The organism is Pseudomonas sp. Lb2C2 (genome assembly GCF_052112205.1).
Classification (GTDB): domain Bacteria; phylum Pseudomonadota; class Gammaproteobacteria; order Pseudomonadales; family Pseudomonadaceae; genus Aquipseudomonas; species Aquipseudomonas kilonensis.
Map to the genome: position 1 here is coordinate 743,561 of NZ_JAUTYW010000002.1, position 24,997 is coordinate 768,557.

Here is a 24,997-nt window from a genome sequence, read left to right on the forward strand (position 1 = left end):
GTTTACAGCTTGGCGTCGGCGGCCAGCTGTACGTAGGTCGGGTCAAAGCGCAGCTTGAGGTTGGCCTTGTCGCCGCGGGTCACGCCATTGGCGAACGTCATGCCGACTGCGTCGGTGCTCTTGGCGCCTTCGCCCAGCAAACCGTGCTGGAACGAGAACTCGGCTACCTTGCCCATGGTGGCGGGCAGTTGTTCGCCGGTGGCGAAGTTGAGCGCTTCCTTGGGTGTGGCGAACAATTTGGTGGTGTCCAGTTGCGCCTGGAAACCTTTGAGGTCGGTGCCCGACGCTTTGGCCATGTATTCCAGCGCAGCCTGGCTGGCGGCGTTTTTCGCGTTCATCAGCGCCACCACTTCGAACCAGGCGCCGGTCAACGCTTTGCCCAGGGCGGGGTTGTCCTGCAGGGTCTGGGTGTTGACCACCATCATGTCCATGATCTCGCCGGGAACCTGGCTGGAATTGAACACTTCGCTCACACCTGGCTGGGCCTTGATGTCCGAGAGCATCGGGTTCCAGGTGGTGACGGCCTTGACCTGGTCGGTGTTGAAGGCGGCGGAGATGTCGGCGTCGGAGGTGTTCACGACTTTCAGGTCTTTCTCGGCGAGACCAACCGAATCCAGGGCGCGGGCCAGCAGGTAATGGGACACCGACAGTTCCACCAGATTGACGTCCATGCCCTTGAGGTCGGCGACTTTCTTGCCTTCGCCCTTGAGGACGATGCCGTCGTTGCCGTTGGAGAAATCACTGATGATCAGCGCGGTGCTGTCCACGCCACCGGCGGCGGGAATGGTAAGGGCGTCCATGTTGGTCATGGTGCAGCCGTCGAACTGACCGGCGGTGTACTGGTTGATGGATTCGACGTAATCGTTGAGCTGCACGACATCGATCTTGATGCCGTATTTTTTCGCCCATTTATCGACGATGCCTTGGCTACCGGCGTATTCCCAGGGCATCCAGCCGGCGTAAATGGTCCAGCAGACGCTGAAGTGGTCTTTTTGGGCAGCGGCGGATGAGAAGCTCGCGAGGGCCGAGAGGGCGGCGAGGAGCAGGGCGGACAGACGAAGCTTGAGCATGGTAATTCTCCAGTTGATCAAGGGCGGACAGGAGCAACGCGGCACCGCGAACGGTGGCTTGTCTCCCGGGCTTTTGTCCCGCCGTGTAACCTCAACTGGAGGTCGCCAACTCTCGGACCAGCCACTCGCCAGAAGCGAGCCGGAACCCTAGTCAGCCATTGCAAATTGTGGTGCCGCGAACCTGTGATGACTCCTGCACGGAATTTGTTAAAGCGAGAGCCGTGCCAACTGGGGTCAAGGCCCGGTCCAGAGAGGGCGGGTGCCGCAAGTCGGTGTCTGGGGGCGGGCCGGGTGCGCAATTGTGGTGCCGCTGCGCACCGGCATGAGGCAAAGAGCTACATGTTTCAACTTATTGCTGGAGCGCACCAGATCTCGATTTCGCTGTCAGATTAATCGTCAGTCACCCAATAGATGACTGCCGCCCATCAGCGTCGCTGATGTGGCCCATCCGCGGTCCAGGAGGCCGCCATGTATCGACGACTGCTGCTCATTGCGTTTCTCGGTTTGACTCTTTCGGCCTGCGTGCCTTATTACGACGGAGACTCGAGCTACTACCGTTCCGAGGTCTACACCTCACCGGCACCGGTCTATTACAGCGGTGGCGGGAGTTACTATTCGGCACCGCGTGGCTATTACGCCCCGCGGTATTACCAACCGGCGCCGCGCTACTACTCGGCACCGCGTTACTACCAACATGGCCCACGCCACTACTCGCCACCGCGAGCGGCGTACCGACCTTATCCACACCGGGGTGGCTGGGACGGCCATAGCCGGGGTGGCTGGAATGATGACCGACGGGGTCGAGGCGGGCGTGATCATCGTGGACGCGGTGATTATGATCGTGGACGCGGCGATCACGATGGACGACGCAACCACCGCTGATCCCAGGGCAGAAAAAGGCGGCGCATCAAGCGCCGCTTTTTTATGTCTGCAATAAACCCGATGGGATAAGGCTTGTGGGAGCAAAGCTTGCTCGCGATGACAGGGGATCAGTCAGCCTCTCTGTGACTGGCATACCGCTATCGCGAGCAAGCTTTGCTCCCACAGATGTCACATCCCACAGATGTCACTCTCACAGAATGTCACTCCCACAGGGTGTCACTCAGGTTCTTTATTCGTTGGACAAATCCGCCAACGGATGCCGACCTTCCCACGCTTTGTGAAAGTGCGCCTCGACCGCCGCTTCGGGCACATGGTTGATGTCCGGCCAGTGCCAGTGGGGCTTGTGGTCCTTGTCGATCAGGCGCGCGCGTACGCCTTCGCTGAATTCCGGATGGCGGCAGCAGTTGAGGCTCAAGGTGTATTCCATCCGGAACACACCGGCCAAGGACAAATGGCGGGCCCGGGCGATCTGCTCCCAGACCAGACAAGCGGTCAACGGCGAGCCTTCGGTCATTGTCTTGGCCGCCCGGGCGATCAGCGGATCAGGGTGCTCCACCAGCAGGCTGAGGGCTTTCCAGGCGCAACGCACGTCGCTGACATCCAGCCATTCATCGATTTTCTGCCGGCGTGGCAGCCATTGGGCTTCGGGCATTTTGCCGACCGCTTCCTGCTGCAAAGCCTTGAGCAGGCTGTTGAGCTGCATCTCGGTTTGTTCCTGCCAATTGAGTTGCAGCAGGCCCTCGATCAGGTCGTCCTGTTGTTCATCCAGCAAAAAGCGGTCGGCCAGGTCCAGGTCGATGGCGTCCCGGGCATTCATGTGGGCGCCGGTCAGGCCGAGAAACAGCCCGAGCTTGCCGGGCAGGCGCGACAGGAACCAACTGGCGCCGACGTCCGGGTACAGGCCGATGCTGATCTCCGGCATTGCCAGGCGACTGCTTGGTGTGACGATGCGGGTACTGGCGCCTTGCAGCAGCCCCATGCCGCCGCCCAGTACATAACCATGGCCCCAACACAGCAGGGGTTTGGGGTAGGTGTGCAGGTTGAAGTCCAAGCGGTATTCCGCCGCGAAGAATTGTGCAGCCAGCGGCGGCACTTCGCCGGGATGGGCACGGCAGGCTTCCACCAGGCTGCGCACTTCACCGCCGGCGCAAAATGCCTTGGCGCCATTGCCGCGCAACAGCACACAAACAACCTGCGGCTCCCGGGCCCAGGCATCGAGACGATCACGCAAGGCGTTGATCATCGGCAGGGACAAGGCATTCAGGGATTTTTCGGCGTCCAGGGTGGCAATGCCGATACGGGCCCCGTCGATGCCGGTGAGCTCTTCGAAGTGCAGATTCATCGTGACCTCGATCAGAAATTGGAATGATCAGTATGACCGCTGCGTAGGAAAGTGCCGGTTCTGCGTCAGATCAATTGACAAGCCATGTAGGCTTTCCTAGGGTGCGCCCATTGTTTTTACCGGATGCAACCATGACTGCCGACGACCGTATCAAACTCGAACCGAGCTGGAAGCAGGCACTGCGTGCCGAGTTCGACCAGCCCTACATGGCAGAGTTGCGCGAATTCCTGCGCAGTGAATACGCCGCCGGCAAGGAGATTTACCCACCGGCACCGCTGATTTTCAATGCCCTCAATTCCACGCCGCTGGATAAGGTCAAGGTTGTGATCCTCGGCCAGGACCCGTACCACGGCCCGGGCCAGGCCCATGGTTTGTGCTTCTCGGTACAACCGGGCGTGCCGGCACCCCCCTCGCTGGTGAACATCTTCAAGGAATTGAAGCGCGATTTGAACATCGACATTCCAAATCACGGCTACCTGCAAAGCTGGGCCGACCAGGGCGTGTTGCTGCTCAACACCACCATGACCGTGGAGCGCGCCAACGCCAACGCTCACGCGGGCAAGGGCTGGCAGCATTTCACCGACCGGGTCATCGAAGTGGTCAGCGAACACCAGCCGAACCTGGTCTTCCTGCTGTGGGGCGCCCATGCCCAGGGCAAGCAGAAGCTGATCGACGCCACCAAGCATTTGGTGTTGACCTCGGTCCACCCGTCGCCGTTGTCGGCTTATCGTGGTTTCTTGGGCTGCGGGCATTTTGGCCGGACCAACAAATTCCTCGAGCAGCATGGCGAGGCGCCCATTGATTGGCGATTGCCGCCGCTTTAAATGGTCGGCAATAAGGGCCCCATCGCGAGCAAGCTCGCTCCCACAGGGTTCTAGGGCAACACAAATCCCCTGTGGGAGCGAGCTTGCTCGCGATGAAGGCAACTCGGTCTACAAGTCCGAATCTGGCCTGCGCATCCAATACCTGAACAACGGCTCCGCCAGAAACAGCACAAACAGCAATCGCATCACCTGTAACGCCGTCACCAAGGGCACCGACAGTTGCAACGTCTCGGCCGTCAGGCTCATTTCCGCGATGCCGCCGGGCATCATGCCGAGGGTCAATGAACGCAGGTCCAGCTGGGTCAAAGTACTCAGGCCCAAGGCCGCGAGAGTGGCGATCAGCATCGTCAACACCGTGCCGACCAGGGTGCGCCCCATGAACGACGGCGCCCGACGAAAGAACTGCCGGTTGAAATGACAACCCAATCCGCTGCCGATCAACCATTGGCCGACCTGGCTGGCGCCATTGGGCAGGCCGATGTGCAGGTCCCAACCGACGCTCACCGCCGCACTGACCAGCAATGGCCCGAACAACCAGGGATTGGGTTGGCGCAAGCGTTCCCAGACCCAGGCGAGCAGGGCGCCCGCCGGGAACAGGATCGCCAGCCACAGCCAGTCCACCGTGGTGGCGTGTTGCCCAGGGGCGCCTTCGCCCAACAGGTACTTGAAGGCCGCCGGCACGCACAGCACCACCACCAGCACCCGCAGGCTCTGGCCCGCCGCAACACGGCTGAGGTCCGCGCCGTTGCGGGCGCCGAGGTTGACCATTTCGCCGGAACCGCCCGGCATGCTCGAGAAGAAAGCCGTAGCGCGGTCCTCGCCGGTGCGCCGCATCAGCCAGACACTCACTACGCTGGACACGCTGGTGATCAGCGCGCCGAAGAAGATCAGGCCGAAGTGGCTCAGTACCTGTTCTATCACCACCGGGGTGAAGTGCAGGCCGATGCCGATACCCACCACCCATTGGCCGCATTTACGGCCGCCGGGGATTTCCATCAATTGCCACGGCGTGAGACAGCGCACCAGGATGATCGCCAGCAACGAGCCGACCATCCAGGGCAGAGGCCAGCCGATCAGGCTGGCCAGGTAACCGCCGGCCAGGCCGACCAGCGGTGTTCCCCACCACTGTCTGAAGGTTGCCTCAGACATTGGCCAGGGCGCGACGTTGCGCACTGCGGCGACGCCAGATCCGCAGCAGCGGCATGAACAGCATGATTGCCGTCAGGATCCAGCAGCCAAAGGTGATCGGGCTCGACCAGAGGATTTCCAGCCCACCATTGGAAATCGACAGCGCACGCCGCAGGTTCTGCTCCATCAGGCCACCGAGGATGAAGCCCAGCAGCACAGGCGACAGCGGGAAATCCAGCTTGCGCAGGATGTAACCGAAGATGCCGATACCGATCATCAGGAACAGGTCGAACGTGGTGGCATGCACCGCGTAGACACCAATCCCGGTGATGATCGCGATGACCGGTACCAGCGCCCAGTTCGGCACGGCCAGGATGCGGGTGAAGACGCGGATCATCGGGATGTTGAGGATCACCAGCATGATGTTGGCGACGAACAACGACGCGATCAGGCCCCAGACGATGTCCGGCTGTTGCTGGAACAGCAGTGGACCCGGGGTGATGTTGTACAGCGACAGCGCGCCGATCATCACCGCGGTGGTGCCCGAGCCGGGAACGCCGAGGGTCAGCATCGGCACGAGTGCGCCGCAGGCTGCGCCGCCGATAGCGGTTTCCGGCGCCGCGAGGCCACGCTTGTCGCCTTGGCCGAACGTGCCACTGGTGCCGGCGATGCGTTTTTCAGTCATGTAGGCCACGGCACTGGCCAGGGTTGCGCCCGCGCCAGGCAATACGCCCATGATGAAACCCAGTACGCCGCAGCGGATGTTCACCCAGAACACCGATGCCGCTTCCTTGAAGTTGAACATCATCCGCCCGGTGGCTTTTACCGCTTCCTGGCCGCGATGGGTTTTCTCCAGCAACAACAGGATTTCGCTGATGGAGAACAGGCCCAGCACCAGCACGACGAACTGGATGCCGTCGGTCAGGTGGATGTTGTCACCGGTGAAGCGATAGACGCCGCTGTTGGCATCGATCCCGACGCAGGACAGGAACAGGCCGATCAGCGCCGCGATAAACGTCTTGAGCGGCCGGTCGCCGGCCATGCCGCCGAGGCAGACAATGGCGAACACCATCAGGACGAAATATTCCGCCGGCCCGAACGCAATCGCCCATTTGGCCAGCAGCGGTGCGAACAACACCATGCCGCAGGTGGCGATGAACGCGCCGATGAACGAACTCCACGCCGACAGCGACAACGCCACGCCGGCCAGGCCTTGGCGGGCCATCGGGTAGCCGTCGAGGGTGGTCATCACGGTGGAGGCTTCACCCGGGATGTTGAGCAGGATCGAGCTGATGCGTCCGCCGTATTCGCAACCCAGGTACACCGCCGCCAGCAGGATCAGCGCCGATTCCGGCGGCAACCCCAGGGCAAAGGCAATCGGGATCAGCAGCGCCACGCCGTTGATCGGGCCCAGGCCCGGCAGCAGGCCGACCACAGTGCCGATCAGGGTGCCGGTCAGGGCCGTGACGAGGTTGTAGGGGGTCAGTGCAACGCCAAAACCCTGGCCGAGATAATTCAGGGTATCCATATCAATTCTCCAGGACGTCGAGCAGGCCCAGGGGCAGCGGCACGTCCATCAGCTTGTCGAACAACAGATAAAGACCGATGGCCATCAGGCTGATGATCACCACGCTCGGCACCCAGCGACCGCCGTAAAGGCGCGCCATCGGCACGCCGGTCAGGATGCTGGCGAGGATGAAGCCCAGGGGCTCGAAGGTCCCGGCGAAGACCAGCAGCAGCACCACGCAGATGCCGATTTTCTGCAAGGTTTCGCGGTCCAGGTGCGGATCGTCATCGCTGTGCACGACGGGGGTCGGGCGAAACAGCATGTACAGCAATGCCAGGCCCATCAGCCCTAGCATCAGCAAGGGAAAGGCGCGGGGACCGACCGGTTCGTAGGAAAAGGCGGCCTGGTAGGGCCAAGCCATCAGCGCCAGGCCGATACAGACCAGCAGCAGCACTGCGGCAAAAATACGTTGGATGGTGAGCATGACTAACTCCTGGGCGGCGCCGACAGTGCCAGCGCCGCCGCGAGAACAGAGACGGTTACTGGATCAGGCCGAACTCTTTGGCCAGCACCTTGTAATCAGCCACTTGCTTCTTCACGTAGGTGTCCAGTTCCGGGCCGGTCATGGCAAACGGGAACAGCTCGCGCTGATCGCGCAGCTTGGCGAACTCTTCGGAAGCCAGCAGTTTGTCGAAAGCGTCTTTCCACCAGGCGTAGTCTTCGTCGCTGACCTTCGGCCCGAGGTAGAAGCCGCGGACCACTGGCCAGACGATGTCGTAGCCTTGTTCCTTGGCGGTCGGAATGTCTTTCATTTCCGGCTCGTCGATGCGTTTCTCGGCAAACACGGCGAGCAGGCGCATGTCGCCGCTCTGGATGTGCGGCATGGAGTCGGAAATATCCGTACTGCCTACCTGGATGTGTCCACCGAGCAGTGCGGTGGCGATTTCGCCGCCGCCTTCGAGGGCCACGTAACGCAGGTCACGAGGGTTGATGCCGGCGGCCTTGGCGATAAGGGCGGTCTGCATCCAGTCCTGGCTACCGACGGTGCCGCCGGAGCCGATCACCACTGAGCCCGGGTCTTTCTTCAGGGCCTGGACCAGGTCGTCGAGGTTCTTGTAGGGCGAGTCGCTTTTCACGGCGATGGCGCCATAGCTGGTGCCGACGGCAGCCAGCCAGCGCACGGCGCTTTCATCGAAGCGACCGAATTTGCCTTGGGCCAGGTTCAGTAGCGAACCGCTGGACCAGGCCACCAGCGTGCCGGCGTCGGCCGGGCGCTGGGCGACCACTGCGTTGTAGGCCACCGCGCCGACACCGCCGGGCATATAGGTGACGCGCATCGGCTTGGTCAGCAGCTTCTGGTTGACCAGCGCGCTTTGTGCCAGCTTGCACGTCAGGTCGAAACCGCCGCCGGGGGAGGCCGGGGCGATGCATTCGGGGCGCTTGGGCTCTTTGGATGGATCGGCGGCGAGCAACTGCCCGGCGAACATCAGGCATCCGGCGGCCAGGGCTACTTTACGCAGTGATAGGTTCATTATTGTCTCCACAGGAGTTGTTGTTGTGTGTTGCCAATTGGGTGCTGCCGGATCCTCGCGGCCCCGGCAGCCTTCGGTTACCAGAGCGCGACGCTATAGCTGACCAGCAGACGCATTTCATCGGCATCGCGGGCTGAATAATTGGAACGATAGGTCGCGTTGCGCAGGCGTACGGCAACGTCCTTGAACGTGCCGCTTTGCACCACGTACTTGATCTCGCTGTTGCGTTCCCATTCCTTGCCGCTGTCGCCGTTGCGCAGCGAAATGTTGTCGCCGCTCACGTAGCGACTCATGAAACTCAGCCCCGGTATCCCCAGCTTGCCGAAGTCATAGTCGTAGCGCGCCTGCCAGGAACGCTCATCGGCTTCGGCGAAATCGTTGATCTGCACGAAGTTCACCAGGTATGGGTCGCTGCCATCGACATAAGGGAAGGCACTGTCACCGGACATGTGCTGGTAACCGGCGCTGATCTTGTGGCCGCTCAAAGCGTAGCTCACCAGGCCATTGAGGGACTTGTTGTCGATCTCGCCGCCGCGGGCCGCACCCTGGTCATCACTGATCGCCAGGCGCAGGTCGGCGCTGAACGTGCCGGGGCCGATGGCGTGGGAGGAGACCAGGCCGAGGAAGTGCTGGTTGTAGACTTCGCTGAGCTGGGCGAAGTGATAGCGGCCGGTGATCTTGTCGGTGAACTTGTAGTCAAGGCCGCCGAAACTGAAGTGTTCACCGGCCACGCTGCCGGTGAAACGGCCGTTCTTGTTGTTGAGGGCGATGTCCTCGTAATTGGTGTCGTTGCGATCCTTGGCGTTGTTCAAGCGCCCGCCCGTGAAGGTCAGGTTCTTGATTTCGTTGGAGGTCAACAAGCCGCCTTCAAAGGTCTGCGGCAGGATACGCCCGTCGTTGGGCTTGAGGATCGGCAGTTCTGGAATCAGGCTGCCGATTTTCAGTTCGGTGGCGGAGATCTTCACCTTGCCGGTCAGGCCCAGCTTGGAATATTCGTCAGCGGCGCGGCCGTCATCGTGGGTGGGCAACAGGCCGCTACCGGTACGGTCCGGGCTGGAATCGAGCTTGACCCCGAGCATCCCCAATGCATCGATGCCGAACCCCACGGTGCCTTCGGTGTAGCCCGATTGCAGGTTGAGCATGAACCCCTGGGCCCATTCGTCACGCTTGGATTGCTGTGCGCTGGTGCCGTCGCGAAAGTCGCGGTTGAAATACATGTTGCGGGTTTCGAAGGTTGCCGTACTGTCTTCGATGAAGGCAGCCTGGCTCATCGGCGAAAAACCGGCGAGGGCGGCGGCACTGGCTAGGGCGGTCTGGTTGAAGCGGGAAAGGCGAGCAGGCGCTGGGGCCTGGGGCTGCATGGACAGCATGGTGGTACTCCGCTTTATTGTTCTTATTTGGCGAAAACGCTTCGAGGCGTTTTTCGTTCGCGATGTGCGTCGCGACGGCAGCCGAAACTGTCCGTGGGAGGACTCTAACGGCCCAACCTTTCGCTAACCTTTCAAAAGCTTTCAGCGTGTTTTTTGGCTTCACAGTGGCAGATGCGGCTGTAAACTCCGCGCCAAAGAATGGCGTCGGCCATCCCTGAATCGAGGAATAACCCATGCGTGTCCTGCTCGTCGAAGACCATCTGCAGCTCGCCGAAAGCGTTGCCCAGGCGCTCAAGAGCACCGGTTTGACCGTGGACGTGTTGCACGACGGCGTCGCGGCCGACCTGGCCTTGAGCAGCGAGGAGTACGCCGTGGCGGTCCTGGATGTCGGGCTGCCGCGCATGGACGGTTTCGAGGTGCTGGCGCGTCTGCGGGCGCGTGGCAAGACCTTGCCGGTACTGATGCTGACCGCTCGCAGCGACGTCAAGGACCGCGTCCATGGCCTGAACCTGGGTGCCGACGATTACCTGGCCAAGCCATTCGAGCTCACTGAGCTGGAGGCCCGGGTCAAGGCGCTGTTGCGCCGTAGCGTGCTGGGCGGCGAACGCCAGCAACGTTGTGGCGGGCTGATCTATGACCTGGACACCCGTCGTTTTACCCTCGACGACGAATTGCTGACCCTGACGTCCCGCGAGCAAGCCGTGCTGGAGGCGTTGATTGCCCGGCCCGGGCGGGTGATGAGCAAGGAGCAACTGGCGGCCCAGGTGTTCGGCCTGGACGAAGAGGCCAGCCCCGACGCCATCGAAATCTACGTCCATCGCCTGCGCAAGAAACTCGACGGCCATGCGGTGGCGATCGTGACGTTCCGAGGCTTGGGCTACCTGCTGGAAAACCGCAATGCATAAGCCCGACAGCCTGCGCTGGCGGCTGCTCAGGAACCTGGCATTGCTGCTGGTGGTGCTGATGCTCGCCAGCGGCTTGAGCGCCTACTGGAACGGTCGCGAAGCGGCGGACACTGCCTATGATCGGACCCTGCTGGCCTCGGCCCGGACCATCGCCGCAGGCCTGTCCCAGCGCGACGGCAGCCTCAGCGCGGATGTGCCCTACGTGGCCCTGGATACCTTCGCCTATGACAGCGCCGGGCGTATTTATTACCAGGTCAATGACATCGACAAGAAACTGATTTCCGGCTACGAAAACCTCCCCGGCCCGCCGCCCGGGACGCCACGCACGGACGATTACCCGGCTCTGGCGCGCTTCTATAACGCCCAGTACCAGGGGCAGAACGTGCGGGTGGTGAGCCTGCTCAAGGCCGTGAGCGAGCCGAACATGAACGGCATGGCGGAAATTCGCGTGGCGGAGACCGAAGAGGCGCGGGTCAGCATGGCTCGCGGGTTGATGGCCGACACGCTGTTGCGCCTGGGCATGCTGGCCGTGGGTGCGCTGCTGTTGGTGTGGTTTGCGGTCAGCGCGGCGCTGCGTCCGCTGGAGCGCTTGCGCACGGCGGTGGAAGAGCGCCAGCCGGACGATCTGCGGCCGTTGCCGTTGGTGGAAGTGCAGCACGAATTATGGCCGCTGGTGCGGGCCCTCAACCATTTCACCGAGCGTCTGCGTGGGCAATTCGAGCGTCAGGCGCAGTTCATCGCTGATGCCGCCCATGAGCTGCGCACGCCCTTGGCCGCGCTCAAGGCGCGTCTTGAGCTGGGCTTGCGTGCCAGTGAACCGGCGACCTGGCGTGAAACCCTGGAAACCGCGGCCCAGGGCACCGATCGATTGACTCACCTGGCCAATCAGTTGCTGTCCCTGGCGCGCGTGGAAAATGGCGCCCGGGCCATTGCCGAAGGCGGCGCGCAGTTACTTGATCTCAGCCAGTTGGCCCGCGAATTGGGCATGGCCATGGCCCCGCTGGCCCATGCCCGAGGGGTGGCCCTGGCCCTGGAAGCTGACGAGCCGGTATGGCTTCGAGGCGAGCCAACCTTGTTGAACGAGCTGTTGAGCAATCTGGTGGACAACGCCCTGGCCCATACCCCATCGGGCGGCAATGTGATCCTGCGGGTTTCTGCGCCGGCCGTGCTGGAGGTTGAAGACGACGGGCCCGGCATCCCACTGCACGAACGGGATCGGGTGTTCGAGCGGTTCTATCGACGCAACCAGCAAGTGGCCGGTTCGGGGCTGGGATTGGCGATCGTCGGCGAAATCTGCCGTGCCCACCTGGCGCAGATCACCTTGCACGATGGGCAGGAACGCGGGTTGAAGGTGCGGGTGAGTTTTATCCCCGGATAAACCTGGCGATGCAAAACCCTGTGGCGAGGGAGCTTGCTCCCGCTGGGGTGCGAAGCAGCCCTAAGCTTTTGCGGCCGCTGCGCGCCCGAGCGGGAGCAAGCTCCCTCGCCACAAAAGCGTCTCCTGACCACAAAAGAGCAGCATGGTCAGAGAGGTCTTCATGGCTTCAGATGTTTCTAATAGAACATCGACCGCGCTTCTTCGATATCCGCGCAGCGGGCCTTGTTCTCCGGGTCGATGCCCAGTTTCTTGAAGGCTGGAACGCCGAACACGTCAATCTTGCTCAGGGGATGGTCGGTGTCCTTGTAGCAATACAGCGCAGCGACCTGCACCAGGTCGACATAATCGATTTGCTGGGAGTCCCGGGTGAAATCCAGATACAACCCCGGCAGTTTCACCAACCGCTCCGGAAACTCCCAGACGCTGAGTAGTTTGTCCCCCAGCACCGGGTGAATCGTTTCGATGACGTGGTTGAGGCTGACCGGGTCCGAGAGCAATTCATTGTTGTCTTGCGCATACGTCAGGATGGGCAGCACGCCGATCTGGTGCACCAGCCCACCCAGCGCGGCCTGGTCGGGTTTGAGTTGGGTGTAACCGCGACACAGCGCATAGCTGACGCCGGCGATCTCCAGGCTCTTGCGCCAGACTTCGCGCATCTTCAGTTCCACCACCTCGGAGCGGGCGTGGAAAATCTGCTCCATGACCAGGCCGATGGCCAGGTTGCTGCTGTAGTTGACGCCCAATCGAGTGATGGCCGTGTGCAGGTCGGTGACTTCCTGGGTGGCGCGCAGCAGCGGGCTGTTGACCACTTTTATCAGGCGTGCAGAGAGAGCCGTATCGCGGCCGATCACTTTGCTCAGGTTGCTGACGCTGATTTCCGGGTCTTCGGCGGCCCGGCGAATCTGCAGGGCCACTTCCGGTAATGTCGGCAGAACCAAGTCATCGTTATCGATGGCCTGCACCAAATCCCGTTGGACCTTATCCGCCAAATCGCTCATTTCGGTTCTCTAGGGTATTGCGGCAAATGCTGCGATCAGCGCTGGATTTCGCGGTCGCGATCCAGTTCGTAAGGCAGGTCCAACTGTTGAAGGCGTGGGCCTTCCAAGGTACCGAGGTGCAAATTGTCGTCTTCTGCTGCTTCGGCCTGCAATACCGCCAGCAGTTCAATGTTTCCTTCGCTGCGGGCGGCAATCACCACTTCGCCGATGGAACTGCCATGCGTGGGGGAGAACAGCGCCGTGCCGGGTTCCGGTAGTTCGCTGGCGTCCAGCTGCAAGCGGTACAGGCGTCGCTTGAGCTTGCCCAGGTATTGCATGCGGGCGACGATTTCCTGGCCGGTGTAGCAGCCTTTCTTGAAACTGACGCCGCCGACGGCTTGCAGGTTGAGCATCTGTGGGATGAACAGTTCGCGGGTGGTCGGCATGACCTGGCCGATCCCGGCGCGAATCTGGCCCAGCAGCCATGGGTTCAGGTCCGCCTCGGCCAGTTCTGCACGCAGGCGGGCCTGCAGCGTCTGTGCCTGTTCGGCGGGCGCCCACAGTTCGGCGCGGCCGGGAGAAACACGGACGGCGATCAAGGCTTCATGGCGTGCCACGCTGTCGGTGTCGCTCGGCAGTTCGAGGCCCAGGCCGGCCAGCGCCTTGTCGGCGTTTTCCAAGCCGAAGCGAACCCAGGCCGCGCTTTCGTCGGTGAGCTTGGATTTGGAGAATACGGCGTATTTTTTCAGGTCGGCCAGTTGCGGTTCGAGCAACTCGGTGGCCATGGCCATCAACACGCCGTCGCCTTCGAGCAGGATGCGAAAGCTCGATTGCATCCGGCCTTTCTGGGTGCAGCGGGCACCGAGGCTGGCCCGGCTGTCGCTCAGGTAGTCGAGGTTGCAGGTCAATTGGCCTTGCAGGAATTTGCCGGCATCCACGCCGCGGACCGCGAGAATGCCTTCGTGGGACAGGGTGCAGAAAAAAGCGGAATCAGCCATGGGTCATCGCATGATAAAAGGTCTGGTAGACATCATAAGGGGGCGCCCTTGAAATGGGTAGTTCACAAAGGATCGGTGATGCCCGACCAAAGCTGTCTGTTCCGCTGCGGCGGGGCCTGTATACTTGCGCTCTATTTGAGGAGCGCTCCATGGTCGAAGATGTTGAACTGAATCGCCTCTACTGGCACAGCCGCCGCGGCATGCTTGAGCTGGACGTGTTGCTGGTGCCATTCGTCAAAGAGGTTTATCCCCATCTCAATGAAGTGGACCGTGCCTGCTATGTCCGCCTGCTCGAATGCGAGGATCAGGACATGTTCGGCTGGTTCATGGAGCGCAGCGAATCCGAAGACCCTGAGTTGCAGCGCATGGTCCGGATGATCCTGGACCGTGTCCAACCCAAGTAATCGCTTCGAATGCCGCTGGCAGGCCTCCGGGCTGCTGCTGGCGGCTTACCTGCTGGCCCAGGTATTCGCCCTGGGGTCGTTGTTGCTGTTGTCCGTGCCCTCCTGGTGCGCAGCGCTTGGCGTCATAGTGTGCCTGGCCCATGGCGCCTGGGTGATCCCCCGGCATTTATTGCTGACCCATCGCCGGGCCTTCTGCGGGTTGCGGCGTAGTGCCGCGGGCTGGCAGCTCTGGAGCCGGGCCTATGGCTGGCGGGCTGTGCAACTGCGCCCCGATAGCCTGGCGCTGCCGATGCTCATCGTGCTGCGTTTTCGCGTGCCGGGTGAACGGCGCGTCCGCTCGCTGTGCGTGCCGCGCGATGCGCTGGCGCCGGATGTCCATCGGCGCCTGCGGGTGTGGCTCAGGTTCAGTCGGCGTAGGTGGGCGGCACCAGGATAGTGTCCAGTGCCTCGGGCAGCAGGTTCGGGTAGTCCAGGGTGTAATGCAGGCCCCGGCTTTCCTTGCGTTCCATGGCCGAGCGAATCATCAGTTCGGCCACCTGGGCCAGGTTGCGCAGCTCGATCAGGTCGCGGCTGACTTTATAGTTGCTGTAGAACTCGTCGATTTCATCCAGCAGCAAGCGCACGCGGTGCTGTGCCCGTTGCAGGCGCTTGTTGGTGCGCACGATGCCCACGTAGTCCCACATGAAGCGCCGCAGTTCGTCCCAGTTGTGGGCGATGATCACGTCTTCGTCCGAGTCGGTGACCTGGCTGGCGTCCCACGAAGGCAGGGCGGCTGGAATAGCGATCTGCGGCAATTGCGCCAGGATGTCTGCCGCCGCCGAGCGGGCGTAGACGAAACATTCCAGCAGCGAGTTGCTGGCCATGCGGTTGGCGCCGTGCAGGCCGGTGAAGCTGGTTTCGCCGATGGCATATAGCCCAGGCACATCGGTGCGGCCCTGTTGGTCGACCATCACACCGCCGCAGGTGTAATGCGCGGCCGGCACCACCGGGATCGGTTGTTTGGTGATGTCGATGGAAAACTCCAGGCAGCGCTCGTACACCGTCGGGAAGTGGCTCTTGATGAACGCTTCGGGCTTGTGGCTGATGTCCAGGTAAACGCAATCGATGCCCAGGCGCTTCATTTCATGGTCGATGGCCCGGGCGACGATGTCGCGCGGTGCCAGCTCGGCGCGCGGATCGAAGCGTTGCATGAAGCGCTCGCCGTTGGGCAGCTTCAAGTGTGCACCTTCGCCACGCAGGGCTTCGGTGATCAGGAAACTCTTGGCCAGCGGGTGATAGAGGCAGGTGGGGTGGAACTGGTTGAACTCCAGGTTCGCCACCCGGCAACCCGAACGCCAGGCCATGGCGATGCCATCGCCGCAGGCGCCGTCGGGGTTGCTGGTATATAGGTAGACTTTGGCTGCGCCACCGGACGCCAGGATGACGAAGCGCGCGCCGTAGGTGTCGACTTCGCCGGTGCCGCGATTGAGCACGTAGGCGCCGAGGCAGCGATCGCCGTCCAGGCCCAGTCGTTTTTCGGTGATCAGGTCGACCGCGACGCGCTGCTCCAGCAATTCGATGTTCGGCCGCTGTCGCGCTTGGGCGAGCAGGGTCTTGAAGATCGCCGCACCGGTGGCGTCGGCGGCGTGAATGATGCGCCGATGGCTGTGACCGCCTTCGCGGGTCAGGTGAAACTCGAAACCGCCGTCTTCGGTGCCCGATTGTTCGTCACGGGTAAACGGCACACCCTGGTCGATCAGCCACTGGATGGCTTCCCTGCTGTGTTCCACGGTGAAACGCACTGCTTGCGGATTGCACAGGCCACCACCGGCATTAAGGGTGTCGTCGACATGGGATTCAATAGTGTCGGTATCGTCCAGCACGGCTGCGACGCCGCCCTGGGCCCAGAAGGTCGAACCGTTGGCCAGGTCGCCCTTGCTCAGGACTGCAATGCGCAAATGTGCAGGCAAGGTCAGTGCAAGGCTCAATCCGGCGGCTCCGCTGCCGATTACCAGAACATCGTGTTGAAACTGTTGGCTCATTCGAATGGTTTCCGCTCAAGGCGACCCGGGTCGGGGTTGGCGCAAGACACCGCTTAAACGGGTCAGGCAGCCACGCAGCCCACTAGTATATAGAGGGGGGGATCGGCACAATAGTCGGGCATTCATGGCAATGTGAAACCAGCGTGACAGAAAAGCGACACGCTTCGTCGGATCGCTGGTTTTGGTTCAAGGTCGATAAGGCTACCGTTTCGAGGACAGAACGCAGTTTATCTCGTCACGGTTGCCTGATATTCAGTGCATAGCACTGTAAATAGAGGGAACTTTTGCCAAGCGCCTACGTTCAATAGACGGTTGTCTGCAAAAGGGAGCAGCATCGGGTTGGTGCAGGATTTCGATTGGAATCTCTGCCAACAGGCCCGGTGACAGATTATTCGCGCAGCCGGGGAATCTCCTGCTGCGTTTTTCGTGCGTGCCGAGATCAGAGCGCGCCGGAAACTTGCTTGAAAGGGGGAGAACTTTTGCGAAAAGCCCGAGTCTATGTTTGCAAGCCCGGTCAATTAGTAATGCAAGCCTCCTTCGAGCTTATCGAGGAGTGTTCATGCTAACCCAGGAAGAGGATCAGCAGCTGGTCGAGCGCGTCCAACGCGGCGACAAGCGAGCTTTCGATCTGCTAGTGCTGAAATACCAGCACAAAATTCTCGGGTTGATCGTGCGTTTCGTGCACGACACCCATGAAGCGCAGGATGTCGCTCAGGAAGCCTTCATCAAGGCCTACCGGGCACTTGGTAATTTTCGCGGGGACAGCGCGTTTTACACGTGGCTTTACCGCATCGCCATCAACACGGCGAAAAACTATCTGGTTTCACGCGGCCGCCGGCCGCCGGATAGCGATGTAAGTTCTGAAGATGCCGAGTTCTATGATGGCGATCATGGCCTCAAGGATCTCGAATCACCGGAACGTGCGTTGCTGCGGGATGAGATTGAAGGCACTGTCCATCGAACCATCCAGCAACTGCCCGAAGATTTGCGTACGGCTTTAACTTTACGTGAGTTCGACGGTCTGAGTTACGAAGACATTGCGAGCGTCATGCAGTGTCCTGTAGGCACCGTGCGCTCCCGGATCTTCCGCGCCCGGGAGGCCATTGATAAAGCCCTGCAACCTTTGTTGCAGGAAAACTAGAGACAGCGGCGACAGCCAAGAGAGGAACGCCATGAGTCGTGAAGCCCTGCAGGAATCGCTGTCCGCAGTGATGGATAACGAAGCGGACGAACTGGAATTGCGTCGGGTATTGAATGCCTTCGACGATGTTGAAACCCGTGAGACCTGGGCTCGTTACCAGATCGCCCGGGCTGTGATGCACAAGGACTTGTTGCTTCCACGCCTGGACATCGCTGCGGCCGTTTCTGCTGCATTGGCTGACGAAGCCGTACCGGCAAAAGCTTCTCGCGGACCATGGCGCAGCCTGGGTCGCCTGGCAGTAGCCGCTTCGGTCACCGTGGCCGTACTGGCCGGTGTGCGCCTGTACAACCAGGATGAGATTGCCGGCGTGCAAATGGCGCAGCAGTCCAACCAGCCAGGCCTGGTCGCTCCACAGGTCAAGGGCCCAGCGGTACTGGCCGGTTACAGCGAAGGCTCGGAAACCGCAGGCCCGATGGTCAACGGTGTTCTGCAAGGCCAACCTGGCTGGCATGATCAGCGTCTGCCCAACTACCTGCGTCAGCATGCTCAGCAAGCTGCCCTGAAAGGTACTGAAAGCGCGCTGCCTTACGCCCGTGCAGCCAGCCTGGAAAACCGTTAATAAGGAAAGCCATTGCGCGCCATACCTCTATTCACGCTTCTGCTTGGTGGCTGGTGTGCGATTCCAGCCCATGCCGATGAGGCTCAGGACTGGTTGAACCGCCTGAGTCAAGCCGAGCAACAGCAGAGCTTCCAGGGCACTTTCGTTTACGAGCGCAACGGTAGTTTTTCTACCCATAACATCTGGCATCGCGTCCAGGATGGAAAAGTCCGCGAGCGGTTACTCCAGCTCGACGGCTCGGCACAGGAAGTCCTGCGCATTGATGGGCATACTCAATGCGTCAGTGGCTCCTTGATCGCGGGGCTGGGCAATACGCCTGACGGCACCTCACGTACCCTCGATCCGCAAAAACTCAAGAATTGGTATGACCTGGCCGTCATTGGCAAGTCGCGCGTGGCCGGCCGTCAAGCGGTCATCGTTGCGTTGACGCCCAAGGACCAGCATCGCTATGGCTTCGAGCTGCACCTGGACAAAGAGACCGGCCTGCCGCTCAAGTCCCTGCTGCTCAATGACAAGGGCCAGCTACTCGAACGTTTCCAGTTCACCCGCTTGAACGTCGCCGCGCCGACCGATGGTGAGCTGCAAGCCAGCGCCGAATGCAAGGCTGTCGCCCAGGATCCGGGCAAGGCCGTTGCGGCGAAAACCGCCTGGCACTCGGATTGGCTCCCGCCTGGTTTCGAACTGACCAGCAGCGCTGCACGCAAGGACCCGGACACCCAGGTCCAGGTCAACAGTTTGATGTACGACGATGGCCTGGCGCGCTTTTCGGTGTTCCTGGAGCCGTTGAACGGTGCCAACGCCACCGATACCCGTACTCAGCTCGGCCCGACGGCTGCCGTCTCGCGCAGGCTCACGACGCCCCAGGGCGAAATGATGGTTACGGTGGTCGGTGAGATTCCTATTGGTACGGCGGAACGGATTGCGCTTTCCATGCGCTCCGACGTCACGGCGACTCAATAGCCTGCTGACTGCATGGGTGGTTCGATTGCGCGAGAGGCTGATGACGCCAGGGCTTGATCGAAGTGCCGAAACTTCCTGTCAGCATTTTCATTTGCAAAAACCCAGCTTTTTTTCTATAGGTCAGAGCCGCACGGCCCTGGCCTTGTCTGTTCCCGGAACAAAAATACCGGCGTATCTTTTCCTGGTATTCCTTGCTCCATATCGCTTAACCATGCTCGTCGTAACGGGAGCCGTATGTCGATACCACGCTTGAAAACCTATCTCTCCATCTTTGCCACCGTGCTTGTGCTCGGCCAGGCCGTTCCTGCCGTGGCGGTCGAATTGCCTGATTTCACGCAACTGGTCGAGCAGGCTTCGCCCGCCGTGGTGAACATCAGCACCACCCAGAAACTGCCGGACCGCCGTGTATCGGACCAGCAGATGCCGGACCTGGAAGGTCTACCGCCGATGCTGCGGGAGTTCTTCGAGCGTGGCATGCCACAACAACCACGCTCCCCCGGCGGTGGTCGCCAGCGCGAAGCGCAATCCCTGGGCTCGGGCTTCATTATTTCGCCTGACGGCTACATCCTGACCAACAACCATGTAATCGCCGATGCCGACGAAATCCTGGTGCGCCTGGCCGATCGCAGCGAGCTCAAGGCCAAGCTGGTCGGAACCGATCCACGTTCCGACGTGGCGCTGTTGAAAATCGAAGGCAAGGACCTGCCCGTGCTCAAGCTGGGCAAATCCCAGGACCTGAAAGCCGGCCAGTGGGTCGTGGCCATCGGTTCGCCGTTCGGCTTCGACCACACCGTGACCCAAGGGATTGTCAGTGCCATCGGTCGCAGCCTGCCGAACGAAAACTACGTGCCGTTCATCCAGACCGACGTGCCGATCAACCCGGGTAACTCCGGTGGCCCGCTGTTCAACCTCGCGGGTGAAGTTGTCGGCATCAACTCCCAGATCTATACCCGTTCGGGCGGCTTCATGGGCGTGTCCTTCGCGATTCCGATCGACGTTGCCATGGACGTGTCCAACCAACTGAAAAGCGAAGGCAAGGTCAGTCGCGGCTGGTTGGGCGTGGTGATCCAGGAAGTGAACAAGGACCTGGCCGAGTCGTTCGGGCTGGATAAACCCGCTGGTGCGCTGGTGGCACAAATCCAGGAAGGTGGCCCGGCTGCCAAGGGCGGCCTGCAAGTGGGTGACGTGATCCTGAGCATGAACGGTCAGCCGATTGTCATGTCCGCCGACTTGCCACACTTGGTCGGTGCCCTCAAGGCTGGCGCCAAGGCCAATCTGGAAGTGATTCGTGAAGGCAAGCGCAAGGATGTCGAATTGACCGTCGGCGCCATTCCTGAAGAGGGCAAGGAGCTGGATTCGCTGCCCAAGTCTGGCGTCGAGCGCAGCAGCAACCGTCTGGGCGTGGCTGTGGTCGAGCTGACCGAAGAGCAGAAGCGTACCCTGGAGCTCCAGGGCGGCGTAGTGATCAAGGAGGTACAGGAGGGGCCTGCCGCGCTGATCGGCCTTCAGCCGGGCGACATCATCACCCACCTGAACAACCAGGCCATCGGTTCCGCCAAGGAGTTCACCGACATCGCCAAGGCGTTGCCGAAGAATCGTTCGGTGTCGATGCGCGTCCTGCGCCAGGGGCGTGCGAGCTTTATCACCTTCAAACTGGCCGAATGATCGGTTAGCCGCTGAAAAAAAACCGCCTCGAGAGAGGCGGTTTTTTATTGTCTGGCAAATGCTCAGCCCATCATGTCCTTGACTATGCGTTCCTGCTCCATGAGTTCCCGCTGCCGGGCATCGATGCGTGACGACAGCGGGAAATTGGTGCCGGCGCGCCGTTTGGCGAAGTCCAACTGCTGAATGGCCTGACGGTAGTCGCCTACCAGTGCGAAGTACTCGGCACGAGCCTGATGCAGGCCGATGATATTGCCCGACAGCCCGCGGGTCTCGGCCACCATGTACCAGACGTCCGGATCGTCCGGGCGGGTCTTGAGCAAGGATTCCAGGGCCTTCTCGGCATCGGCGGGGCGGTTCTGCTTGAGCAGCAGATCGACGCGTACCTGGTTGAGCGGATAGTTGCCCGGGTATTGGCTCAGCATCCGCTCGACGCGCGATTGAGCGTCGGCGAGTTTGTTGCTGGTGATGTCCAGGTCCACCTGGGCGAGGTTGTAGATGATCTCGTTGGGCGATTTGGCCAGCAACGGCTTGAGGTTCTCCCGTGCTTCATTCAACTGGCCACCCTTGATCTGCGCGATCGCCAGGCCATAGCGCGCCACGTCGTTCTTCGGGTTCTCATCCAGCTGTGCCCGGAAGCGCTTGGCGCCCAGGCCCGGGGTTTCTTCATAGATCAACTGGACCCGTGCGCGAATCAGTTGATAGCGCACACTGTCCTCGATACCGCCCGGCTTGGCCTGTTCGGCGCGGTTGCGGGTGTCGGCGATCCGGGATTCGGTCACCGGGTGAGTCAGCAGGAATTCCGGGGGCCTGGCGTCGAACCGGTACTGGCGCATCAGACGCTCGAACATGGTCGGCATGGACCGTGGATCGTAGCCGGCTTTCTCGAGGTTCTGGATGCCGATGCGGTCGGCTTCCTGTTCGTTCTGGCGCGAGAAACGCCGTTGTTCCTGGATGGCCGCGGCCTGGGTCCCGGCGATGGCCGCGATCCCGGCATCACCGCCACCGGCGGCGGCAATCACGATGCCGGCCAGCAACGCGGCCATCATTGGCACCTGCATGCGCTGTTGGGCTTCGACGCCGCGGGCGAAGTGGCGTTGTGACAAGTGCGCCAGTTCGTGGGCCATGACCGAGGCGTATTCGCCTTCGGTCTGTGCGTTGAGGAACAGGCCGCCGTTGACCCCGACGATTCCGCCCGGTGCGGCGAAGGCGTTGAGCTGCGGGCTGTTGATCAGGATGAACTCCAGGCGCCGGTCGTTGACCTGGCTGGTTTCCACCAGTTTATAGACGCTGGATTCGACGTAGTCCTTGAGCTGTGGATCGTTGAGCTGTGAAACCTGGCTGCGCAGCAGCGCCAGCCAGGCGCGGCCCAGTTGGTGCTCCTGTTCTGGCGAGACGATGGCAGAACTGGCGTCGCCAAGTGACGGCAGGTCGTCGGCGAAGCCCGGTGAGGCAAGCAGGCAAGCGAGCGTCAGCAGGGTGGGGCGCAGAAATGTCATGCACGAAGCCTTAGTCGACAAAGACCTTACTGTAGCCGGACACCGGGCCCGGGACCAGATATTCTAGGCCGCTCAACGATATGCCGCGGAGTGAACCCATGACTGATGCTGTAGCCCACGATGCCGAACTGGACGCCAGCGGCCTGAACTGTCCGTTGCCGTTGCTCAAGGCCAAGCTGGAACTCAATCGCCTAGCCAGCGGCAGCGTGCTCAAGGTGATCGCCACGGATGCGGGCTCCCAGCGTGATTTCCGCACCTTCGCCCGATTGGCCGGTCATACGCTGCTGCGTGAAGAAGACGATAACGGCGTCTACCGTTACTGGCTGAAAAAGGCCTGAAAACCGACAGCGTCCCTTAAGGATTTTTAATGTTCAAAGTGTTACGCGACTGGATCCAGCGCTACTTCTCCGATGAAGAAGCTGTGGTCCTGGCAGTGCTGCTATTCCTGGCCTTTACCGCCGTGCTCACCCTGGGCGGCATGCTCGCGCCGGTGCTGGCGGGGATGGTGCTGGCGTACTTGATGCAAGGGTTGGTCACGACCCTGGAGCGCTTGCGGTTGCCGGGTGCGGTGGCGGTGGGCTTGGTGTTCGCCCTGTTCATGGGCTTGTTGTTGGTGTTCATAATCGTGATCGTGCCGCTGCTCTGGCACCAGTTGGTGACGCTCTTCAACGAGTTGCCGGGGATGCTTGCCAAATGGCAGTCCGTGCTGTTGCTGTTGCCCGAGCGTTATCCGCACCTGGTGTCCGACGAGCAGGTGTTGCAAGCCATTGAAGTCGTGCGCGGCCAGATCGGCAAGTTCGGCCAGTGGGCGCTGACGTTTTCGCTGTCCAGCCTGCCGCTTCTGGTCAACATCATGATCTACCTGGTGCTGGTGCCGATCCTGGTGTTTTTCTTCCTCAAGGACCGGGAAATGATCGGGCGTTGGGTCCGTGGCTACCTGCCGCGTGAGCGGGCGCTGATTACCCGGGTGGCCCAGGAGATGAATCGGCAGATCGCCAACTACATTCGCGGCAAAGTCATCGAGATTTTCATCTGCGGTGGCGTGACCTACATCGGCTTCGTCGCCCTGGGACTCAATTACGCCGCCTTGCTGGCGCTGCTGGTGGGCATCTCAGTGGTGGTGCCTTATGTCGGCACTGTGGTGGTGACCGTGCCGGTGGCCTTGATTGCGCTGTTCCAGTGGGGCTGGAGCGATCAGTTCATCTACCTGATGGCGGTCTACGGGATCATCCAGACACTGGACGGCAACGTGCTGGTCCCGCTGCTGTTCTCCGAGGCGGTGAACCTGCATCCGGTGGCGATCATCTGTGCGGTGCTGCTGTTTGGCGGGCTGTGGGGGTTCTGGGGGGTGTTCTTCGCGATACCCCTGGCGACGCTGTTCAAGGCGGTGCTGGATGCGTGGCCGAGCAAGGAGCCGGTGGTGGCGCCGTTGTTGTAGCTCTTTGAATAATGGTAGGGCTTATGCCCCATCGTCGGAACGCCGCCCGGAGCAAGCTCGCTCCCACACTGGATTGGTGGTGTTAGTCAAATCCCTGTGGGAGCGAGCTTGCTCGCGATGGCGCCAGTACAGGCAGCGAAAATTTCAGCCCTTGTTGAGGGCCTGGGCCGCCGCCAACACCGCATCCACATGCCCCGGCACCTTCACGCCACGCCATTCCTGGCGCAGCACGCCGTTCTTGTCGATCAGGAATGTGCTGCGATCAACGCCCAGGTATTCCTTGCCATAGAGCTTTTTCAGCTTGATCACGTCGAACAGCTGGCAGACGGCCTCGTCTTTGTCACTGATCAGCTCGAACGGGAATTCCTGTTTGCACTTGAAGTTCTCGTGGGACTTGAGGCTGTCCCGGGAGACGCCGAACACTTCGGTGTTGGCGGCCTGGAATTGCGCGTACTGATCGCGAAAACCCTGGCCTTCGGTGGTGCAGCCCGGGGTGCTGTCCTTGGGGTAGAAGTAGATCACCACCTGCTTGCCCTTGAGGGCGGCGAGGCTGACGGTCTGCCCGCTGGTGGCGGGTGCCTGGAAATCGGTAACCGGCTGGTCGACGGCAACGGCCATGAACGTTTCCTTACATTGGGTTTTGTGGGCGCCACGGTTCGATCAGCGCATCCAGGTTCATCGCATCGGCGAAGTCCAGGAACTGATCGCGCAGCCAACTGATCTGGGTGCCGGCCGGCAGGGTCACGGTGAACGTGGCGTTGAGCATGGTGCCGCCGGTCTGCGGAGCCTGGTAGGTGTCGCAGGTCAGGTTTTCCAGCTCGACGTGATGGTCCATGAAGAACTGGCACAGCTCGTTGATGATGTCCGGGCGGTAGGCCGAGCTCACATAGGCCACGTAGGGCAGGGCCTGGGGACGGTTCTCCAGGGCGGCGCTACGCACCACGTTGACGGTGAAGGCATGCTTCTTGGCCAGCACCGGCAGGCTGCCTTCCAGGCGCGCCAGGGCGTCCCAGCTGCCGGAGATCTCGAGCACGAGGGCACTGCATTCGCCATGACGGGTCAGGCGTGAGGTCACGACGGCGCAGCGATTTTCATGGCTGGCGCGGCACAGGACGTTAGTCAGCTCCATGGGGTTGGCGCCAAGGGCACTGATAACAAGGAATTGTTCGCGGACTGTGGGGGTGGACATGCAGCATTCCTAAAGCGATGAGCGGTCGGTACCTTTGCCGCTCGACACAGCGCCAGGCCCGGAAAAACGAACGGCTCAAGCCTTGTGCCCGGGGTTGCGCTGCATTCCGCGACAGCAGGAATGCACCAGGACAAACCCGGGATCGGGGCTT

Annotated in this window: 25 protein-coding genes and 1 riboswitch; of the genes, 12 read left to right on the top strand and 13 right to left on the bottom strand. The window is 61.4% G+C overall.

The window, feature by feature from the left end:
• Positions 1 to 2: 2 nt before the first annotated feature.
• Positions 3 to 1,070, bottom strand: coding sequence for a putative urea ABC transporter substrate-binding protein (locus tag Q7F16_RS07710; RefSeq protein WP_409556393.1), 1,068 nt, complete (start codon positions 1,068 to 1,070; stop codon positions 3 to 5).
• A 60-nt stretch (positions 1,071 to 1,130) separates the two neighbouring features.
• Positions 1,131 to 1,232: riboswitch (guanidine-I (ykkC/yxkD leader) on the bottom strand.
• Between the two features lie 306 nt (positions 1,233 to 1,538).
• Between Q7F16_RS07710 and Q7F16_RS07715 the strand changes: the two genes are divergently transcribed.
• Entirely contained in the window at positions 1,539 to 1,952 is a 414-nt protein-coding gene (locus Q7F16_RS07715) for a hypothetical protein (protein WP_079303793.1), read from the top strand.
• Between the two features lie 229 nt (positions 1,953 to 2,181).
• On the opposite strand, the gene Q7F16_RS07720 is transcribed toward Q7F16_RS07715, so the two are convergent.
• The gene (locus Q7F16_RS07720) at positions 2,182 to 3,294 is read right to left on the bottom strand and encodes an enoyl-CoA hydratase/isomerase family protein (RefSeq protein ID WP_409556394.1); all 1,113 of its coding nucleotides are present in this window, start codon (positions 3,292 to 3,294) and stop codon (positions 2,182 to 2,184) included.
• Positions 3,295 to 3,425: 131 nt separating this feature from the next.
• Here Q7F16_RS07720 and ung point away from each other — a divergent pair, with 131 nt between their 5' ends.
• A complete protein-coding gene (gene ung, locus Q7F16_RS07725) occupies positions 3,426 to 4,118 on the top strand; it encodes a uracil-DNA glycosylase (RefSeq protein ID WP_014337017.1) in 693 nt (230 codons plus the stop codon).
• A gap of 108 nt (positions 4,119 to 4,226) precedes the next feature.
• On the opposite strand, the gene Q7F16_RS07730 is transcribed toward ung, so the two are convergent.
• The 5 genes from Q7F16_RS07730 to Q7F16_RS07750 all read right to left on the bottom strand — a co-directional run bounded on the left by Q7F16_RS07730 (position 4,227) and on the right by Q7F16_RS07750 (position 9,655).
• Positions 4,227 to 5,267, bottom strand: coding sequence for an AbrB family transcriptional regulator (locus tag Q7F16_RS07730; RefSeq protein WP_046065138.1), 1,041 nt, complete (start codon positions 5,265 to 5,267; stop codon positions 4,227 to 4,229).
• Positions 5,260 to 6,774, bottom strand: coding sequence for a tripartite tricarboxylate transporter permease (locus Q7F16_RS07735; protein WP_046065137.1), 1,515 nt, complete (start codon positions 6,772 to 6,774; stop codon positions 5,260 to 5,262). Before Q7F16_RS07735 ends, Q7F16_RS07730 begins: the two co-directional genes overlap by 8 nt.
• Before the next feature lies 1 nt (position 6,775).
• Positions 6,776 to 7,237 carry a tripartite tricarboxylate transporter TctB family protein gene (locus tag Q7F16_RS07740; protein WP_079303799.1) on the bottom strand — a complete coding sequence of 154 codons (462 nt, stop codon included), beginning with the start codon at positions 7,235 to 7,237 and terminating at the stop codon, positions 6,776 to 6,778.
• 55 nt (positions 7,238 to 7,292) lie between these two features.
• Positions 7,293 to 8,285: a Bug family tripartite tricarboxylate transporter substrate binding protein gene (locus tag Q7F16_RS07745; RefSeq protein ID WP_014337021.1), complete on the bottom strand. Its 993-nt coding sequence runs from the start codon at positions 8,283 to 8,285 to the stop codon at positions 7,293 to 7,295.
• A 77-nt stretch (positions 8,286 to 8,362) separates the two neighbouring features.
• A complete protein-coding gene (locus Q7F16_RS07750) occupies positions 8,363 to 9,655 on the bottom strand; it encodes an OprD family porin (protein WP_046065135.1) in 1,293 nt (430 codons plus the stop codon).
• Between the two features lie 233 nt (positions 9,656 to 9,888).
• Here Q7F16_RS07750 and Q7F16_RS07755 point away from each other — a divergent pair, with 233 nt between their 5' ends.
• Together Q7F16_RS07755 and Q7F16_RS07760 are read left to right on the top strand one after the other, a co-directional pair.
• Positions 9,889 to 10,560, top strand: a complete 672-nt coding sequence (locus tag Q7F16_RS07755) for a response regulator (RefSeq protein WP_046065134.1) — start codon at positions 9,889 to 9,891, stop codon at positions 10,558 to 10,560.
• Complete coding sequence (locus tag Q7F16_RS07760) at positions 10,553 to 11,938, top strand: sensor histidine kinase (RefSeq protein ID WP_046065133.1); 1,386 nt, start codon at positions 10,553 to 10,555, stop codon at positions 11,936 to 11,938. The genes Q7F16_RS07755 and Q7F16_RS07760 overlap by 8 nt, the downstream gene beginning before the upstream one ends.
• A 176-nt stretch (positions 11,939 to 12,114) precedes the next feature.
• Here the strand turns inward: Q7F16_RS07760 and Q7F16_RS07765 are convergent, their stop codons facing one another.
• On the bottom strand, positions 12,115 to 12,936 hold the full coding sequence (locus Q7F16_RS07765; protein ID WP_014337024.1) for an HDOD domain-containing protein: 822 nt from the start codon (positions 12,934 to 12,936) through the stop codon (positions 12,115 to 12,117).
• 35 nt (positions 12,937 to 12,971) lie between these two features.
• Positions 12,972 to 13,913, bottom strand: a complete 942-nt coding sequence (gene ygfZ / locus Q7F16_RS07770; RefSeq protein ID WP_409556395.1) for a CAF17-like 4Fe-4S cluster assembly/insertion protein YgfZ — start codon at positions 13,911 to 13,913, stop codon at positions 12,972 to 12,974.
• Between the two features lie 149 nt (positions 13,914 to 14,062).
• Between ygfZ and Q7F16_RS07775 the strand changes: the two genes are divergently transcribed.
• Both Q7F16_RS07775 and Q7F16_RS07780 read left to right on the top strand, forming a co-directional pair.
• Entirely contained in the window at positions 14,063 to 14,317 is a 255-nt protein-coding gene (locus Q7F16_RS07775; RefSeq protein ID WP_003184348.1) for an FAD assembly factor SdhE, read from the top strand.
• Complete coding sequence (locus Q7F16_RS07780; protein WP_409556396.1) at positions 14,301 to 14,753, top strand: protein YgfX; 453 nt, start codon at positions 14,301 to 14,303, stop codon at positions 14,751 to 14,753. Before Q7F16_RS07775 ends, Q7F16_RS07780 begins: the two co-directional genes overlap by 17 nt.
• On the opposite strand, the gene nadB is transcribed toward Q7F16_RS07780, so the two are convergent.
• Positions 14,722 to 16,338 (bottom strand): L-aspartate oxidase, encoded by a 1,617-nt coding sequence (nadB, locus tag Q7F16_RS07785; RefSeq protein WP_046065130.1) that lies wholly within the window; start codon positions 16,336 to 16,338, stop codon positions 14,722 to 14,724. The two genes, Q7F16_RS07780 and nadB, sit on opposite strands and share 32 nt — an antisense overlap.
• A gap of 559 nt (positions 16,339 to 16,897) precedes the next feature.
• Between nadB and rpoE the strand changes: the two genes are divergently transcribed.
• From rpoE to Q7F16_RS07805, 4 genes are all read left to right on the top strand, one after another.
• Complete coding sequence (rpoE, locus tag Q7F16_RS07790; protein ID WP_003172477.1) at positions 16,898 to 17,479, top strand: RNA polymerase sigma factor RpoE; 582 nt, start codon at positions 16,898 to 16,900, stop codon at positions 17,477 to 17,479.
• Between the two features lie 31 nt (positions 17,480 to 17,510).
• Positions 17,511 to 18,098 (top strand): sigma-E factor negative regulatory protein, encoded by a 588-nt coding sequence (locus Q7F16_RS07795; RefSeq protein WP_046065129.1) that lies wholly within the window; start codon positions 17,511 to 17,513, stop codon positions 18,096 to 18,098.
• 12 nt (positions 18,099 to 18,110) lie between these two features.
• Positions 18,111 to 19,058, top strand: a complete 948-nt coding sequence (locus tag Q7F16_RS07800) for a MucB/RseB C-terminal domain-containing protein (protein ID WP_053178425.1) — start codon at positions 18,111 to 18,113, stop codon at positions 19,056 to 19,058.
• Between the two features lie 234 nt (positions 19,059 to 19,292).
• Positions 19,293 to 20,723, top strand: coding sequence for a DegQ family serine endoprotease (locus Q7F16_RS07805; RefSeq protein WP_046065127.1), 1,431 nt, complete (start codon positions 19,293 to 19,295; stop codon positions 20,721 to 20,723).
• A gap of 62 nt (positions 20,724 to 20,785) precedes the next feature.
• On the opposite strand, the gene Q7F16_RS07810 is transcribed toward Q7F16_RS07805, so the two are convergent.
• Positions 20,786 to 22,219, bottom strand: coding sequence for a M48 family metalloprotease (locus tag Q7F16_RS07810; protein WP_409556397.1), 1,434 nt, complete (start codon positions 22,217 to 22,219; stop codon positions 20,786 to 20,788).
• 98 nt (positions 22,220 to 22,317) lie between these two features.
• Here Q7F16_RS07810 and Q7F16_RS07815 point away from each other — a divergent pair, with 98 nt between their 5' ends.
• Positions 22,318 to 22,557, top strand: coding sequence for a sulfurtransferase TusA family protein (locus tag Q7F16_RS07815; protein ID WP_014337032.1), 240 nt, complete (start codon positions 22,318 to 22,320; stop codon positions 22,555 to 22,557).
• 29 nt (positions 22,558 to 22,586) lie between these two features.
• Positions 22,587 to 23,657: an AI-2E family transporter gene (locus tag Q7F16_RS07820; protein ID WP_014337033.1), complete on the top strand. Its 1,071-nt coding sequence runs from the start codon at positions 22,587 to 22,589 to the stop codon at positions 23,655 to 23,657.
• 144 nt (positions 23,658 to 23,801) lie between these two features.
• Here Q7F16_RS07820 and Q7F16_RS07825 read toward each other — a convergent pair whose 3' ends face one another.
• Complete coding sequence (locus Q7F16_RS07825) at positions 23,802 to 24,275, bottom strand: peroxiredoxin (protein WP_046065124.1); 474 nt, start codon at positions 24,273 to 24,275, stop codon at positions 23,802 to 23,804.
• Between the two features lie 10 nt (positions 24,276 to 24,285).
• Positions 24,286 to 24,846 carry a glycine cleavage system protein R gene (locus Q7F16_RS07830; RefSeq protein ID WP_003184325.1) on the bottom strand — a complete coding sequence of 187 codons (561 nt, stop codon included), beginning with the start codon at positions 24,844 to 24,846 and terminating at the stop codon, positions 24,286 to 24,288.
• Positions 24,847 to 24,997: the final 151 nt, after the last annotated feature.